Consider the following 14,785-nt stretch of genomic DNA (forward strand, 5'->3'; position numbering starts at 1 on the left):
CCTTGACGGAATCATTTCACGATTTCTCACGCATCAATTCGTGAATTGGCGTGATCAAATCCCGTTATTCGGCAGCTTCCTTTGCGGACTCCTTGGCCACCTTCTCCTTCTTCGGACGCGGGCCCTTGGTGGGCTTGGCGCCGTCCGCCAGGATCTCGGAGATACGGAGGACCGTGATCTCGTCGCGATAGCCGCGCTTGCGGCGCGAATTCTTGCGGCGGCGCTTCTTGAACGCGATGACCTTCGGGCCGCGCTTGTGGTCGAGCACCTCGACCGCAACGGACGCGCCTGCGACCGTCGGAACGCCCAGCACCGGCGTGTCGCCGCCGAGCACCAGAACTTCATTCAACTGCACGATCGAGCCGACTTCGCCTTCGATCTTGCCAACTTCGAGAACATCATCCGGCACGACGCGGTATTGCTTGCCGCCGGTTTTGATGACTGCGAACATCGTTCTTTCTCCGTGTTCAATCCCGGCCTCGGGACGAGCATCGTCCGGGTCGGCTTTTTGTCAGTCGCTATGGGTTTATCTGCGTTTTGTGCGGGTGGGAGTTATCCCTTTGAAAACCCACGCAAAAACAAGTGGCGCGAGAAACGCCCCGCGCCAGCTGTGGGACTTATAGCGGCCAACAGCCGCAAGTCAAGGAAAAGCGGGCGAAAATGGCCCGGATTTGAAGGATTTGGCCGCGCGGGCGGCCTTTAGCCGAATCCCGGCCGGCCTTTGCAACAAACCGGTTCCCCCGCAGTTAGTCCGCCGGAACAGACAAGCGGGCAAGGGCTCCCATGGCAACGGACGAACTGGTCAAGACGACGGGCATCGCCCAGCACGGGGCGAGCCGCCTGCCGTCAGTCGACGTCGACAGCTTCAACATCGAGATCAAGGACGAGGACGGTTTTCTCGGCGATCGCGCCAGCAAGGGTGCGTTTCGCGAGATCCTCGAACAGTGGCGCAAGCCGCTGCGCAAGAGCGGCGAGGATCCGTTCGGCGACGAGCCATCCGACAAGATCAGCAAGAAGGCCCTCGATGCGGTTCTGGTCGGCGACGATACCGAGGCCACGGCGGTCGTCCATAGTGCGATCGAGGATTTCGCCCAGGAGCTCGCTTATGTCACCCGGCGGTTTCTCAAGACCAAGGCCTGGGCCAAGACCGAATGCATCGTGGTCGGTGGCGGCTTCCGTGCCAGCCGGCTCGGCGAAATTGCCATCGCCCGGGCCGAGATCATCCTGAAATCGGAAGGCTTCAAGGTCGACCTGGTGCCGATCCGCTTCGATCCGGATGATGCCGGCCTGATCGGCGCCCTGCATCTCGCGCCGTCCTGGATTTTCGAGGCCTATGACAGCATCCTCGCGGTCGACATCGGCGGGACCAACATCCGCTGCGGCATCGTCGAGACGCGTTGGAAGAAAGCGCCCGATCTGTCCAAGGCGGGGGTCTTCAAATCCGATCTATGGCGCCATGCCGATGACGAGCCGAGCCGGGAAGCCGCAGTCAAACGGCTGGTCAAGATGCTCGGAGGCCTGATCGAGGACGCCGAGGCGGAAGGCTTCAAGCTTGCGCCCTTCATCGGCATTGCCTGTCCCGGCGTGATCAACGCGGACGGCTCCATCGAAAAGGGGGCGCAGAACCTGCCGGGCAATTGGGAGAGCAGCAAGTTCAACCTGCCGGCAAGCCTCGTCGAGGCCATCCCCGAGATCGGCGCGCATGACACCGCGATCCTGATGCACAATGACGGCGTGGTTCAGGGCCTCTCCGAGGTGCCGTTCATGCAGCATGTCGAGCGCTGGGGCGTGCTCACCATCGGGACCGGGCTCGGCAATGCGCGCTTCACCAACCGCCGCAAGGAGAACGGCAACGGAAAAGACAGGGATTCTACGGAGAACGGGAAGAAAAAAGCTAAGAACGACAAGGAGTAACCTTGATCGGTTAGGTTAAGGACCGGATTGCGTTGCGGGGCGCAGGCTGCACGCTAGGGTCGAATCGTCGCTTCACCTGGCCGGCGAAGCCGCCCTTCACGGCCAGCATTGCAATGAGCGGCACGGGACCGCCAGTGTTTACCGCGTCTGGCGGTCCCACCCGTTCTTCCTATGTCTCCGCTCCAGCCGATGCGCTGAAAGAACGCCGCGATCTCCGCCGCCGCGCGATCCGGGTCTTCCCGATGCGGGAAGTGGCCGACGCCGGGAAACGTCGCGAGATCGAGCGCACTGAAGGTCTCGGAGAGCCGATCGGTCCACGCATAGGGAAACAGCGGATCGTGCTCGGCCCAGCGCACGCAGGTCGGCACAATGATCGGTGGAAGCTGCGGTGTTTCGCCCTTCATCATCGCGACCCGCCCGGCATGCGAGGCCCGATAATGCGCAAAGCCGCCGGCGAGATTGCCGTCTTTGAAGAAGTTGTCGGCGAAAGCGCCGAGAACGTCGTCGAAGGCGTTCTTGCGATGCGCCCAGCCCTTCAGGAAGTGGCCGATATAGAGCCGGCAGTTTTCGCGGCTCGCACCGACCAGCGCCGGCGCCATCTCCATCTGCTGGAAGGACTGGTACCAGATGTGGTTGAGCCGATCAGGCGCCGCCATGCGCGGCCCGATGCCGGGATAGACGAAATCGAAGAAGAACAGACCGGCGAGCCGCCCTGGCGCCTGCCGCGCCAGCGGCTGCATCACGGCGCCGCCGACATCGTGCCCGACCAGGCCGAATCGGTCGATGCCGAGCCCCTCCATCAGCGCCAGCATGTCGGCCGCATGGCCGTCCGGCCCAAAAGGCCCATCCGGCTTGTCGCTGTCGCCGAAGCCGCGCAGGTCAGGCGCGATCAGGGTGAAGCGGTCCGAAAGTCTGGATATCACCGGCTCCCAGGTCAGCCAGAATTCCGGCCATCCATGCAGCAAAAGCAGCGGTTTGCCCCGTCCGGCGCGAACCACGTGGAATTTGGCGCTATTGGCCGTGACCGTCAGGTGCTCCATGGCAGTTCCTTCCCAGGGAGGCGGGATGGAGGTGAAAGAGGCAGCGGATTTTCCCCTTTCGCGCCTTGTCTGGCCCGCCATCCTCGCCTATTAACGCCCCCAACCACAGGGGCCGCAGCTCCTATATGGCGCCTTCAGGAGAGGTGGCAGAGTGGTTGAATGCACCGCACTCGAAATGCGGCATAGGTGCAAGCCTATCGGGGGTTCGAATCCCTCCCTCTCCGCCATATCAAACACGACGCTTCCAAATAGCTCCGCAATATCAGCCTGATGCCGGTGCCGCTCGGCCCGCCAGCACTGTCCGTGCCGTCGTCACAAACGCCTGCGCCGCCGGCGAGAGCGTCCGGCCCTGACGCTGCAGCAGCGACACCGGCCGCGTGAGGGCGGGCCGCACCAGCGGCCTTGCGATCAGCGTCGGAAACTGGTCGGCCGGCAGCATCGTGGCGGGGAGGATGGCGAGGCCGAGGCCCTGCGCGGTCATGGCGAGCGCGGTGTTGATCAGCGTCACTTCATAGGTCGGATCGAGGCGCTTGCCCTGCGCGCTCAGCGCCTGATCGATCTGCATGCGGATCCGCGTCTCGCGGCGCATCGCAATGGTCGGGAACTGCGCGAGCTCGTCCCATGTCAGGGAGCGGCGTGCGGCGAAGTCGGCGGTGCGGCGGCCGATGGCGCTGAGGCGGCCGCTCGTCAGCGTCTCGATCGTCATGTCGGCGAACTCGCCCTCCACGCTGCCGATCGCGAACTCCGCGTCCGTCGCGCTCAGGCGCGGCACCAGATCGTCGGCGGCAACATCGCGCATGTCGATCTCGATATCGGGATGGCCAGTGCGGAATCTTGCGAGCACCAGCGGCAGCAGCGCCGAGGCGGTGCCGGCCGAGGCGAGAAACGCGACGCGGCCGGCGCGGGCCTGTGCGAGGTCGCGCATGCGGCGCGACAGGCCGTGCGCATCGCTCAGCATGCGTTCGGCGGCGTGGAAGGCTTCGTCGGCGGCCAGCGTCGGCTGCACCGAGCGCGTGGAGCGGTCGAACAGTTTGACGCCGAGCTGGGCTTCGAGCTGCTGGATCAACAGGCTCGCCGCCGATTGCGTGATTCCGAGCTCGCGGGCGGCCCGCGTGATGCTGCGTGTCCGGTACACGCCTGTGAAGGCCCGCAATTGACGCAAGGTGACATTCATAGGTAAAGCTCATGAATTGATGAGTTCTTTCCGGCTTATCGCATAAACGGACCTGCAATAAAATGCATGCTGCGTGGGCAACGAATCCGCGGTGACAAGGGACGGAAACGAGCATGAGGACACAGGTACTGGTGGTGGGCGCCGGGCCCGTCGGATTGACCGCGGCGATGGATCTGGCCTCGCGCGGAATCGACGTCGTCGTCGCGGAGATCCGTCACGCCGGTGATCCGCCCAGCGTCAAGTGCAACCACGTGTCGGCGCGCTCGATGGAGATTTTTCGACGGCTCGGCGTTGCCGCCAAGCTGCGCGATGCGGGCCTCCCTGCGGACTTTCCCAACGACTGCTCCTACCGGACCACGGCGACCGGCATCGAGCTCTGCCGCATCGACATTCCCTCCCGCGCGCGCCGCTACAGCGCGACCGGCGGCCCCGACACCTGGTGGCCGACCCCCGAGCCGCCGCACCGGATCAACCAGGTCTATCTCGAGCCGATCCTGTTCAGCCATGCCGCGGCGCAAGCACGCATCAAGATCCTGGCGCGCACGGAAATCACCGACATCGAACAGGACGGCGACCATGTCGTCGCGCTCGCGCGCGATCTCGACAGCGGCGCTTCGCTCCGCATCGAAGCGTCGTTCGTGATCGGCTGCGACGGCAGCCGTTCGCTCGTTCGCAAATCGATCGGCGCCAACCTGTCCGGCACGCCGGTGATCCAGCGCGTGCAGTCGACCTTCATCGAAGCGCCGCAACTGAAGGAGTTGATGGGCGCGCACAAGCCGGCCTGGATGGTGCTCTCGCTCAATCCGCGCCGCTCCGGCACCACGGTTGCGATCGACGGTCACGACCGCTGGCTGATCCACAATCATCTGAAGCCGGACGAGCCCGAGTTCGATTCGGTCGATCGCGACTGGTCGATCCGCGCCATCCTCGGCGTCGACGAGCGCTTCGAATACAAAGTTCTCAGCAAAGAAGATTGGGTCGGGCGCCGCCTCGTGGCCGATCGGTTCCGCGACCGCAGGGTCTTCATCTGCGGCGACGCCGCGCATCTGTGGATGCCCTATGCCGGCTACGGCATGAATGCGGGCATTGCAGACGCCGTCGACCTCTGCTGGCAATTGGCGGCACATCTGAACGGCTGGGCGCCGGCTGCGATCCTCGATGCCTATGAGGCGGAGCGCCAGCCGATCACCGAGCAGGTGTCGCGCTTTGCGATGGACCACGCGATGAAGATGATGGCGCAGCGCGGCGGCGTCTCGGCGGAGATCGAGGACGACACGCCACGCGGCCAGGCGGCGCGCGCGGCGCTGGCGAGGGCAGCCTACGATCTCAACGTGCAGCAATATTGCTGCGCCGGTCTCAACTTCGGCTACTATTACGATGCCTCGCCGATCATCGCCTATGATGGTGAGACACCGCCGGCCTACGCGATGGGCAGCTTCACGCCCTCCACCGTGCCGGGCGCTCGCGCACCGCATCTGTTCCTGCGCGACGGGCGGTCGCTCTACGATGCGTTCGGCGTTGGCTACACATTGTTGCGGTTCGACCCGGCGATCGATGTGACGCGGCTGCAATCCGCAGCAAGGGAGCGCGGCGTGCCGCTCGCGCTGGTCGACATCGCGCCTGATGAGGCGAACGGCGCCTATGCCGAGAAACTGGTGCTGGCGCGCCCCGATCAGCACGTCGCGTGGCGCGGGCAGGCCGCGCCGGAACATCCACTGGGCTTGCTGGCGCGCATCACCGGCGCTGCGGCGTAAGGCAACTTCAAGCGGACGGCTTGGCGGCGAAGGCCGCCGGGGCGTGTTTCAAAAACAAAAGCACACTGAGGAGGAGAACGTGTTTCACGTTGCAAGGCGCCGCATCCTGGCCGTGCTGACGGCTGCGACTTTCGCCGCGTTGCCGCTGGAGGCGGGTCGCGCCGCCTATCCCGAGCAATTGATCAAGGTCATCGTGACCTTCCCGCCCGGCGGTAGCGCCGACACCGTCATCCGCGCGCTCGAGCCGCTGGTTGCGGCCGAGCTCAAGCAGAGCCTGGTCATCGAGAACCGCGCGGGCGCGGGCGGCAACATCGGCATGGCCGCGGTCGCGCAGGCCAAGCCCGACGGCTACACGCTCGGTGTTGCGCCGGCGGGTGCGCTCACGGTGAATCCGCACCTCAATGCCGCGATGCCGTTCGAGCTGAAGGATCTCGCGCCCATCACCTTGCTCGCGGAAATTCCCTTCGTGCTGGTCGCCTCCGCGAATATCCCGGCCCGCACCACCGCGGAGACGGTCGCGCTGGCCAAGACCAAGCCGGGCGCGCTGTCGATCGGGCATGGCGGCAACTCGACGGCGATGCATTTGACGGCCGCGCTGTTCACGCAGAAGACCGGGATCGCCATGGAGCTGGTCCCGTACCGTGGGACTGCGCCCGCGACGGTCGATGTTCTCGCAGGCCATGTCCCCTTCGCGGTGCTGGACATCCCGGCATCGCGGCAATTGATCCTCGACGGCAAGCTCAACGCGATCGGCGTGTCCTCCGCGCGCCGCCTCCCGTCCTTGCCCGATGTGCCGACGCTGGCCGAGAGCGGCATTGCGGGTTTCGAGTCCGTGGGCTGGTTCGGGCTCGTTGCTCCCGCCGGCACGCCTGCGGATGTCATCGGCAGGCTGAACGAAGCCTTCACAAAGGCCCTGAAGGATCCCTCGGTGGCGGAGAAGATCCGGACCCTCGGCGCAGAGCCGGCACCGATGGCGCCCGAGCAGTTCGGCCGATTCATTCAGAGCGAGAGCACGAAATGGGGCAAGCTCATCAGCGAGGCCGGCATCAAGGCGAATTAGGTTCGCTCTTCACGCCAACTTAGCCGGCGACATCGGCTCCTTCCGCTGCCTCGCGATCGATCGGCGCCACGCCGCCGACCGCTCCTTCGCGTGCGCAATGTACACGGCCGTACGCCCGCTAACGCGCGGCGATGCCTGCGCTCTCGATCACCCGCTTGTAGCGCGCGGTCTCCTCGACGATGAACGGCTCCATCTCGGTCGGCCCCTTGTCGGCGATCGACACCTGGCCGTTGGCGGCGAGATCCGCGACGATGGCGGGGTCGGCGAGCGCGGCGGCCAGCGCCTCGGAGAGCCTGCCCACGATTCTCGGGTCGGTCCCGGCCGGGACCGAGACCCAGGTCGAGCCGACACTGACGGCGTCCGGGTAGCCGGCCTCCAGCACCGTGGGCGCGTCGGGCAGCGCGGCCAGCCGCGCCGTGCCGGTGGTGCCGAGCACCTTGACCTTGCCGGTGTCGATCAGCGGCCTGAGCACGGTAAGGTAGTCGAAGGAGACGTCCAGGATGCCCGACATCATGTCGGTCATCTGGCTCGAGCCCGACTTGTAGGGCACGTGGGTGAGCTTGATGCCGGCGGCCGCCTGGAACATCTCGCCGGCGAGGTGCTGGGCGGTGCCGGGGCCGGGGGAGCCGAAATTGAGCTTGCCCGGGTTGGCCTTCGCGTAGGCGACGAACTCAGCCAGCGTGCTGTAGGGCGCTGCTGCGGTCGCGACGAGGATCTGGTTCGCCGAGCTCACGCCGCGGATATGGACGTAGCTCTTGAGCGGGTCGTAGTTGAGCTTCGCCAGCCCCAGGTTCGGCTGGATCGTCATCGGCCCGCCGGAGGCGTAGAGCACGGTGTAGCCGTCGGGCTGGGCCCGGGCAACGAACTCCGTCCCAATGGTCCCGCCGGCGCCGGGTCGGTTCTCCACCACCACGGGCTGCCCAAGCCGCGTCCGCAGCAGCTCCGCGATCTTGCGCGAGACGAGGTCGGTGACGCCGCCGGCCCCGAACGGCACCACCCAGGTGATCGCGCGGCTCGGCCAAGAATAAGCAGCCGAGTCCGCGGCCGTCTGGGCCTCCGCGGCGCTCACCTGGAACGCCAGCGTCGTCGCGGCGACGAAACACAGGAGCGCTCTCATCACCGTGGATCCGGGGCGACCGCTCAGGCCGCTGCCCGCGCCAAATCCCATGGATGAAGTCCTCCCTCGCTGCAGTGTGGCCGTTTACGGCCATGTTGACCGAAAGTTACAGCTTTGAGTCTCCTCCAACCATTGGCGCAGTCTGAGCATCTCTTTTGCAAAATATGAAAAGATCGATGAATCGCTTTCAGGCCATGAGCTGCTCGTCAGCACTGGCCGCGAGCGCAGCTTCTCGGCGGCCGGCCGCGCGTTGAACCTGCCGGCCGCGGGGGCCGACCTAGCAACAGCCCGCCGGCCGGCTGGGAACGAGGTTATTTACGACGATGTTCGACAAAGCCTACCGGCAGCGCCTCGAAGCTGATCTGACGCAGTGGGAAGCCGATGGCGTGATTGCGCCGGCGGCTGCCGTCTCCATCCGCAATGCGCTGCCGCCATTGTCGCCCGGCATCAACATCGCCGTGGTCGTCGCCATTGTCGGCGGCCTCTTGATCGCTGCCGCGTTCCTCGCCTTCGTCGCAGCGCACTGGGCGGAGATCGCGCGGCTGATGCGGTTTGCGATCCTGATCGCCGGCATGGCCGTCGCCGGCGGCCTCGGCGCCTGGTTCGCCGCGAGGGAGCGCACCGTTCTCGCCGATCTCTGCGCCAGCATCGGCGCGATCATCTTCGGCGCCGGCATCGCGCTGGTCGGCCAGATGTATCATCTCGGCGAAGACTTCGCCGGCGGCATGCTGTTGTGGTCGATCGGCGCGTTCGCCGCAGCCGTGCTGACCGGCTCGCGTGGTGCGCTCGCGGTCGGCCTCGCGGCCGCCTCGGTCTGGACCTGCATGCGGGCTTACGATGCGCCTGACCTCCTGCATCTTCCATTCCCAGTGGTCTGGCTGTTCGCCGCCGTTGTTGCCTTCGTCTGGAATTCCCGCGTCGCCGCCCACCTCGTCGCGATCGCGGTGATTCCGTGGTGGGTCGCGACGTCGTTTCGCTTCGAATTCGACGGAGCTCAGCCGTCATTCGTGCTCGCGAACGGTGCGGCCTTGCTGTTCGGCGCCGGGCTCGCGATCGCCGCCGCGCCGTCGCCGAAGGCGCTCCGGCTCGGCAGCGTCCTGTCGATCTACGGCGCGCTTTCGCTGGCCGTCGTGGCGTTCCTGGAGGTGACGACGGTCGACGACATCGTCCGCTTCCGGACCGGTTCTGGCGCGGGCCAGCCGCTTTGGGCGATCGTGTGCGGGGTTGCCGGTGTGATCCTTGCACTGACGTCGGCCGCGATCACGAGGCGCGCAGGGGAAGTCCTTGCAGCATGCGCGATCGGCCTGGTCCTGCTTGCGGCGCCGGTCTGGCCGGCGTCCTTGGCCGGCGAGTCCTGGTTCGCCTATGCCGCGCTGCTCTCAGCCATGCTGTGTCTCGTCGTCTCCGGCATGCTCGATGACGTACGTCCGCGCATCGTCGCGGGCTGGCTCGGGATTGCCGGGGTCATCGCCGGCATCACCTGGGCGGTGAAGGGCTCGCTGCTGCGCCGCTCGGCGTTCCTGGCGGCGGCCGGCGTCGCGGCCGTCGCATTTGCAACCGCGCTCAATCGCGTGCTGCCGAGGGCCGGGCGATGACCGATCTGATCGCATCCGTCACAAAACTCTGGCAGCGCATTCCGAAAGCCGTGCTGTTCGGTGCCGCCATCCTGATCCAATGCGCGCTGCTGGTTCTGATGGTTGCCGATCGCATGCAGATCCTGAGCGACGGCCGCGAGGTGACCCTGCAAACCCAGCCCGTCGATCCCCGCGATCTCCTGCGCGGCGATTATGTCGTGCTCCGCTACGACATCTCACAGCTGCCGGCAGGTAGCCTCACCGGCAAGCCGTCCGGGACGCGCAATCCCGTCGTGTTCGTCAAGCTCGCGCCGAATGCCAACGGGCTTTACGAGGCCGTCTCGGTGCATGCCGAGCCTGTTCCGGTCACGGCGCCCGAAATCCTGATCCGCGGCCGCGTTCTCTATTCCTGTGGTTCGACCAGCCCCATCTTCTGTGACAAGCTGACGATCAAATACGGTCTCGAAAGCTATTTCGTGCCCGAAGGCGAGGGCAGGACGCTCGAGCAGGCCCGCAATCAGCAGAAGCTGCGCGTCGTCGCCGCCGTGCTGCCCTCAGGCCGCGCCGCCATCAAGCGGCTGCTGCTCGACGGCAAGCCGGTGTATGAGGAGCCGTGGTATTAGGCGTCGCTGATCCTCAAGCCGCCTTCGCCGCCCGCCGCAGCACGTCCCACATCCGCGGCTCGCTCATGTGCGCCACGTTGAACCGCATGAAGCTCGTTGCGGTCTGCGAGACGCTGAACACGTTGCCGGGGGCGAGCACGACGTCCTCTTCGAGCGCGGCGCGCGCCACCGCCGTGGCGTCCTGTCCGCCCGCAAGGCGGCACCAGAGGAAGAAGCCGCCGCGCGGCATCAGCCAGGGTTCGATGCCAAGGGCCTGAAGTTTTCGCGCGATGTCGCGGCGCGTGCGCGTGAGCCTCTGTCTGAGCTCGTCCATGTGCTTGCGATAGCTACCGCCGGCCAGCACGTTGGCGATGAGTTCGGTCGCAACCGGGCTCGGCCCGCCAAAACTGGTCGCGACCTGGAGGTCGACCAGTTGCTCGATCCAGTCGGCGCGTCCCGCAATGTAGCCGCAGCGCACCGAGGCCGACAGCGTCTTGGAGAAGCTGCCGATTCGGATCACGCGGTTGAGCCCGTCGAGCGCGGCAAGGCGCGGCGAGCGCTCCGGCTCGAAATCGCCGAAGATGTCGTCCTCGACGATGGTGAGATCGTGCGCGGCGGCCGCCGTCAGAAGCCGGTGCGCGGTCTGCAGCGACATCGTCGCGCCGGTCGGGTTGTGCAGCGCTGAATTGGTGATGTAGAGCCGCGGCCGCTCGCCGGCGAGGACCTGCTCGAAGCGTGCGACGTCAGGGCCCGACGGCGTATAGGGCACGCTGATGATCTTCGCCTGATGCGCCCGCAGCAGCGCGCGAAAATTGAAGTAGCAGGGGTCGTCGACCAGCACCGTGTCGCCGGGGCGGAGCAGGAAGCGGCAGATCAGGTCGGTTGCCTGCGTGCCCGAGCCCGTCAGCATCAGCTGATTGATCGAGGCCTCGATCTCATCTTCGGCCAGGCGCTTCAGCAGCAGTCGGCGCAGAGCGGGGGAGCCGGATGTCGAGCCGTAATTGGTCAAGACGCTCGCATCCGTGCGGGCAAGGGCGCGCGCGGCGCGGCGCAAGGCGTCCTCCGGCATCCAGTCCGGCGGCAGCCAGCCGCAGCCGGGCTTGAGCACGCTCTCGTCGGCATCGAGCGATTGCCTGGACACCCAGAACGGGTCGACCGCGCGGTCGCGGCGCGGCTCGGCCTCGGTCAACGCAAGCGGCGGCATGACGCTCGGCGAAACATAGAAGCCCGAGCCGCGGCGGGCGCGGATCAGGCCCTCGGCCGCCAGGCGATCATAGGCTTCGACCACCGTGGAGGGCGAAACGCCCATCGTCGCGGCGAGACCCCGGATCGATGGCAGCCGGTCGCCGGCGCCGAGCGCGCGGCCGGCGACCCTGGCGCGGATCGCGCTCATCACGTCGCTCGTCCGCGTTCCGTTGCGACCCTTTCCCTGCGCGCCGTCCAAAGTGTATGACCTTCCATATCAATACAGTTTGGCGCAATTGTACTGCATTGTCGCTGTCCCCGCCACCGCGGAAGACCGAAGATCGCGGTCCCAAAAAGAGGTGGACATGCAATCGGCGGGCAGCGGCTGGGGCAACGGGCTTCTCGGCGTCATCATCTTCAGCGGCTCGCTGCCGGCGACGCGCGTGGCCGTCGGCGGCTTCTCCGCGCTGTTCCTGACGTCGGCGCGCGCGGTCATTGCCGCACTGATCGGCGCGGCCGTGCTCGGCCTGCTGCGTCAAACCTGGCCGGAGCGGCGCGATCTCGCCTCGCTCGCCATCGTCTCCATCGGTGTCGTCGTCGGCTTTCCCCTGCTCACGGCGCTCGCGCTCCAGCACATCACGTCCGCACATTCGATCGTGTTCATCGGGCTGTTGCCCTTGTCGACCGCGATCTTCGCCGTGCTGCGCGGCGGCGAGCGGCCAAAGCCGCTGTTCTGGCTGTTCGCGATCCTCGGCAGCGCCACCGTAGTTGGCTTCGCTCTCTCCAGCGACGGCTCCGCCTCGCTGACAGGCGATCTCCTGATGATCGCGGCGATCGTGCTGTGCGGGCTCGGCTATGCCGAAGGCGCCGCGCTGTCGCGTCGTCTCGGCGGCTGGCAGGTGATCTCCTGGGCGCTGCTGCTGGCGCTGCCGCTGATGGTTCCGGTCGTGGCGCTGACCTGGCCATCGACGTGGAGCGGCGTTGATACGCCTGCCTGGATCGGGCTCGCCTACGTCTCCGTCTTCAGCATGTTCGTCGGCTTCATCTTCTGGTACCGCGGGCTTGCCATCGGCGGCATCGCCCGCGTCGGCCAGTTGCAGCAGCTGCAACCGTTCTTCGGCCTCGCGCTCGCCGGCCTCCTGCTGCACGAGCCGATCGCCTGGAGCATGATCGCCGCGACCGCGCTCGTCGTCGTCTGCGTCTTCTTCGCGCGGCGGTTCGCCTGAGGCTGAAAGCCTCAGGCCTGTCCCATTACCGTCCGCGTCAGCGCACTCTTTGCGAACTTCTTCAGCGGCATCGGCTTGCCGAACAGAAAACCCTGCACGAGGTCGAAGCCGAGCTCGTTGGCGGCGACGAGATCGGCGCGGCTCTCGACGCCTTCGGCGATGGCGCCGACACCGTAGCCTTGTGCAAGCTCGACGATGTGGCGGCACACCGTCCGCTTCAGCCGATCATCGCCGCTGCCGGTGACGAAGTGCCGGTCGGCCTGCAGCTTGATGAAGGGGATCTTGCCGAGGTCCATCAGGGAGGGCCAGTTGGCGCCGAGATTGGCGATCGACAGGCCGATATTGTGCAGGCGCACCTCGCGGGCGACCTCGACGAGGTGATCGAGGTCGCGGAACGCCTCCTCGCTGTCGATCTCGATCGTCAGTCCGCCGAAGGCCGGATGCGTCGGCACACGGCGGCAGAGATCGCGCACGGCCTGCGGCTCTTTCAGGTAGGAGGCCGGCAGGTTGATCGAGAGATCGACCGGGCCCTGCCGCTCCAGCAGATAGTGCCAGTCCTGCACGGCGCGCTCGATCACGAATTCCGACAGGCTGCGCAGATGCGGATCGTCCGCTTCGGGAATGAAATAGGCGGGCGGCACCACACCCCAGGTCGGATGCCGCATCCGCACCAGCGCTTCGGCGCCGCTGCGGATCAGCGTCCTCGCGTCGATCTTGGGCTGGTACCACAGCTCGAGCCAGCCGGCATGCAGGGCCTCGCCGACATGCACGGCGGGGCTCGGCGCCGGCTCCTCCGGCAGCAGCATCGCGACGCGGTCGCGCAGCGTCTCCGCGGCAAAGGGCGTGGTCAGCGGCGGCAGCATCGCAAGACCGTATTCCTCGCCGACCTGCTGTACGGCTCTGACGATGATCGACTCGCGGGCGCCGACGGCGAGAACTTTGCCGTCGAATGACTCGCGCACCAATATCTCCAGGAATTTCCCGGGCTCGATGCCGTCGGCGGAGATGCCGAGCAGGATCAGGTCCGGCAATTCGCGCGTCAGCACGGCTTGCAGCTCGTCCGCGCTGGCGCACTCGCTGGTGACGAAGCCGAGATCCTCCAGCACTTCGGCGAGGAAGGCGCGCAAATGGCGCTTGCCGTCGGCGACGCAAGCGCGCGGCGTCATCTTTCGCCGCCCGAAGGTTTTGGGCCTTCGTCCGGCGAGCTCAACAATTTCATCGTTCATCGCAAACCACTCCCGTTCCGCGACAGGTGTTAGCGACGGGAGCAGTTTCAAATATGGAGAGCTTCAGCCGATTGTTGAATTATCTGGGTAACGTTAAAGCGCGCACCACGTCTAAAATTGTCTGGATCTCGTTGCAGAAGTTTTTACGTCTGACCGCACATGACGGCCGCGTGACACCGTCATCGCGGAAGAATCTCGAATGATGCGGCCAGTTGCGCGCGCGAGGTCGGTGTCCTGCAATAGGACGGAGCCGTTCGCGTTTTGCCCAATTGAATAACGGCGGTATCAGTTGCCGGTGGCCTTCTCGTGTTGAGCCATCCCGACCGCCTTGTAGTCGTAGGTCGGATAGAACTCGGTGCGGTAGGGACCCCACGCGGTGTCCTCGATCACGCGATTGACCTCGCGCAGCCGCGAGGCCGGCAGGCGCAGCGTGACGACCTGGCCGATGCCCATCATCACGTACCAGCTCACGACCTCGATGCCGGGCGGCGGAAACGCCTTGCGGAAGCCCTGCCTGTCGAGCTGCGCATTCAGTTCGCTCAATGGGCGGGACTGATCGTGCTTGAAGAAGATGGTGAGCAGCACCGCGTTGTCCGCGGTTGGCGCCGCATCGCCCTGCGGCGGCGACGTCTGTGCCATCGTCGTCGATGTCAGCGCGACCGTCAGCAGGGCAGCCATCGTCAACGTCCGTCGGTTCGACATCATCGCGGATTCCTTCCCATGCTCGTGCGATGGACCGGAGCATAGAAGCGACGCGTCCAGCGGGAGAACTCATATTCGCGCGATGCGCGTATGTTCCGCCGTCGCTCGTGACGGTTCTGCGACAATGCGCGCGGGCGAGACGGCGCGTGTGTGAAGCAGATCACATGTGCATTGCTGCAACTGCGCTAATGGTCCACGTAGCCGGTGGTGG

The 14,785-nt window shown here is 66.1% G+C and carries 13 protein-coding genes and 1 tRNA gene; 7 read left to right on the forward strand and 7 right to left on the reverse strand.

The features are described 5' to 3' along the window. Positions 1-64: 64 nt before the first annotated feature. Positions 65-451 (reverse strand): 50S ribosomal protein L21, encoded by a 387-nt coding sequence (gene rplU / locus N2603_RS02100; protein ID WP_130362846.1) that lies wholly within the window; start codon positions 449-451, stop codon positions 65-67. Between the two features lie 332 nt (positions 452-783). On the opposite strand from rplU, the gene N2603_RS02105 reads away from it, so the two are divergent. Next, positions 784-1,914, forward strand: coding sequence for an ROK family protein (locus N2603_RS02105; RefSeq protein WP_260387508.1), 1,131 nt, complete (start codon positions 784-786; stop codon positions 1,912-1,914). 53 nt (positions 1,915-1,967) lie between these two features. Here N2603_RS02105 and N2603_RS02110 read toward each other — a convergent pair whose 3' ends face one another. Then, a complete protein-coding gene (locus tag N2603_RS02110) occupies positions 1,968-2,954 on the reverse strand; it encodes an alpha/beta fold hydrolase (protein ID WP_260387509.1) in 987 nt (328 codons plus the stop codon). 137 nt (positions 2,955-3,091) lie between these two features. On the opposite strand from N2603_RS02110, the gene N2603_RS02115 reads away from it, so the two are divergent. Next, positions 3,092-3,181 (forward strand) — tRNA-Ser (locus N2603_RS02115). Positions 3,182-3,216: 35 nt separating this feature from the next. On the opposite strand, the gene N2603_RS02120 is transcribed toward N2603_RS02115, so the two are convergent. Next, positions 3,217-4,128, reverse strand: a complete 912-nt coding sequence (locus tag N2603_RS02120) for a LysR family transcriptional regulator (RefSeq protein WP_260387510.1) — start codon at positions 4,126-4,128, stop codon at positions 3,217-3,219. A gap of 113 nt (positions 4,129-4,241) precedes the next feature. On the opposite strand from N2603_RS02120, the gene N2603_RS02125 reads away from it, so the two are divergent. Further along, a complete protein-coding gene (locus N2603_RS02125) occupies positions 4,242-5,882 on the forward strand; it encodes an FAD-dependent oxidoreductase (RefSeq protein WP_260387511.1) in 1,641 nt (546 codons plus the stop codon). 79 nt (positions 5,883-5,961) lie between these two features. Continuing rightward, positions 5,962-6,942 carry a Bug family tripartite tricarboxylate transporter substrate binding protein gene (locus N2603_RS02130; protein ID WP_260387512.1) on the forward strand — a complete coding sequence of 327 codons (981 nt, stop codon included), beginning with the start codon at positions 5,962-5,964 and terminating at the stop codon, positions 6,940-6,942. A gap of 118 nt (positions 6,943-7,060) precedes the next feature. Here N2603_RS02130 and N2603_RS02135 read toward each other — a convergent pair whose 3' ends face one another. Further along, positions 7,061-8,059 (reverse strand): Bug family tripartite tricarboxylate transporter substrate binding protein, encoded by a 999-nt coding sequence (locus N2603_RS02135; RefSeq protein WP_260387513.1) that lies wholly within the window; start codon positions 8,057-8,059, stop codon positions 7,061-7,063. Positions 8,060-8,382: 323 nt separating this feature from the next. Between N2603_RS02135 and N2603_RS02140 the strand changes: the two genes are divergently transcribed. After that, positions 8,383-9,654 carry a DUF2157 domain-containing protein gene (locus N2603_RS02140; RefSeq protein ID WP_260387514.1) on the forward strand — a complete coding sequence of 424 codons (1,272 nt, stop codon included), beginning with the start codon at positions 8,383-8,385 and terminating at the stop codon, positions 9,652-9,654. After that, complete coding sequence (locus N2603_RS02145; RefSeq protein ID WP_260387515.1) at positions 9,651-10,256, forward strand: GDYXXLXY domain-containing protein; 606 nt, start codon at positions 9,651-9,653, stop codon at positions 10,254-10,256. The genes N2603_RS02140 and N2603_RS02145 overlap by 4 nt, the downstream gene beginning before the upstream one ends. A gap of 13 nt (positions 10,257-10,269) precedes the next feature. Here the strand turns inward: N2603_RS02145 and N2603_RS02150 are convergent, their stop codons facing one another. Next, positions 10,270-11,628 (reverse strand): aminotransferase-like domain-containing protein, encoded by a 1,359-nt coding sequence (locus N2603_RS02150; protein WP_425248971.1) that lies wholly within the window; start codon positions 11,626-11,628, stop codon positions 10,270-10,272. 157 nt (positions 11,629-11,785) lie between these two features. On the opposite strand from N2603_RS02150, the gene N2603_RS02155 reads away from it, so the two are divergent. Continuing rightward, complete coding sequence (locus N2603_RS02155) at positions 11,786-12,646, forward strand: DMT family transporter (RefSeq protein ID WP_260387518.1); 861 nt, start codon at positions 11,786-11,788, stop codon at positions 12,644-12,646. 11 nt (positions 12,647-12,657) lie between these two features. Here N2603_RS02155 and N2603_RS02160 read toward each other — a convergent pair whose 3' ends face one another. Together N2603_RS02160 and N2603_RS02165 are read right to left on the reverse strand one after the other, a co-directional pair. Further along, positions 12,658-13,872: an EAL domain-containing response regulator gene (locus N2603_RS02160; protein WP_260387519.1), complete on the reverse strand. Its 1,215-nt coding sequence runs from the start codon at positions 13,870-13,872 to the stop codon at positions 12,658-12,660. Between the two features lie 285 nt (positions 13,873-14,157). Further along, a complete protein-coding gene (locus N2603_RS02165) occupies positions 14,158-14,577 on the reverse strand; it encodes a hypothetical protein (protein ID WP_260387520.1) in 420 nt (139 codons plus the stop codon). Positions 14,578-14,785 lie beyond the last annotated feature (208 nt).

It is taken from the genome of Bradyrhizobium huanghuaihaiense, assembly GCF_025200885.1.
In the GTDB taxonomy this organism is placed as follows: Bacteria; Pseudomonadota; Alphaproteobacteria; order Rhizobiales; family Xanthobacteraceae; genus Bradyrhizobium; species Bradyrhizobium huanghuaihaiense.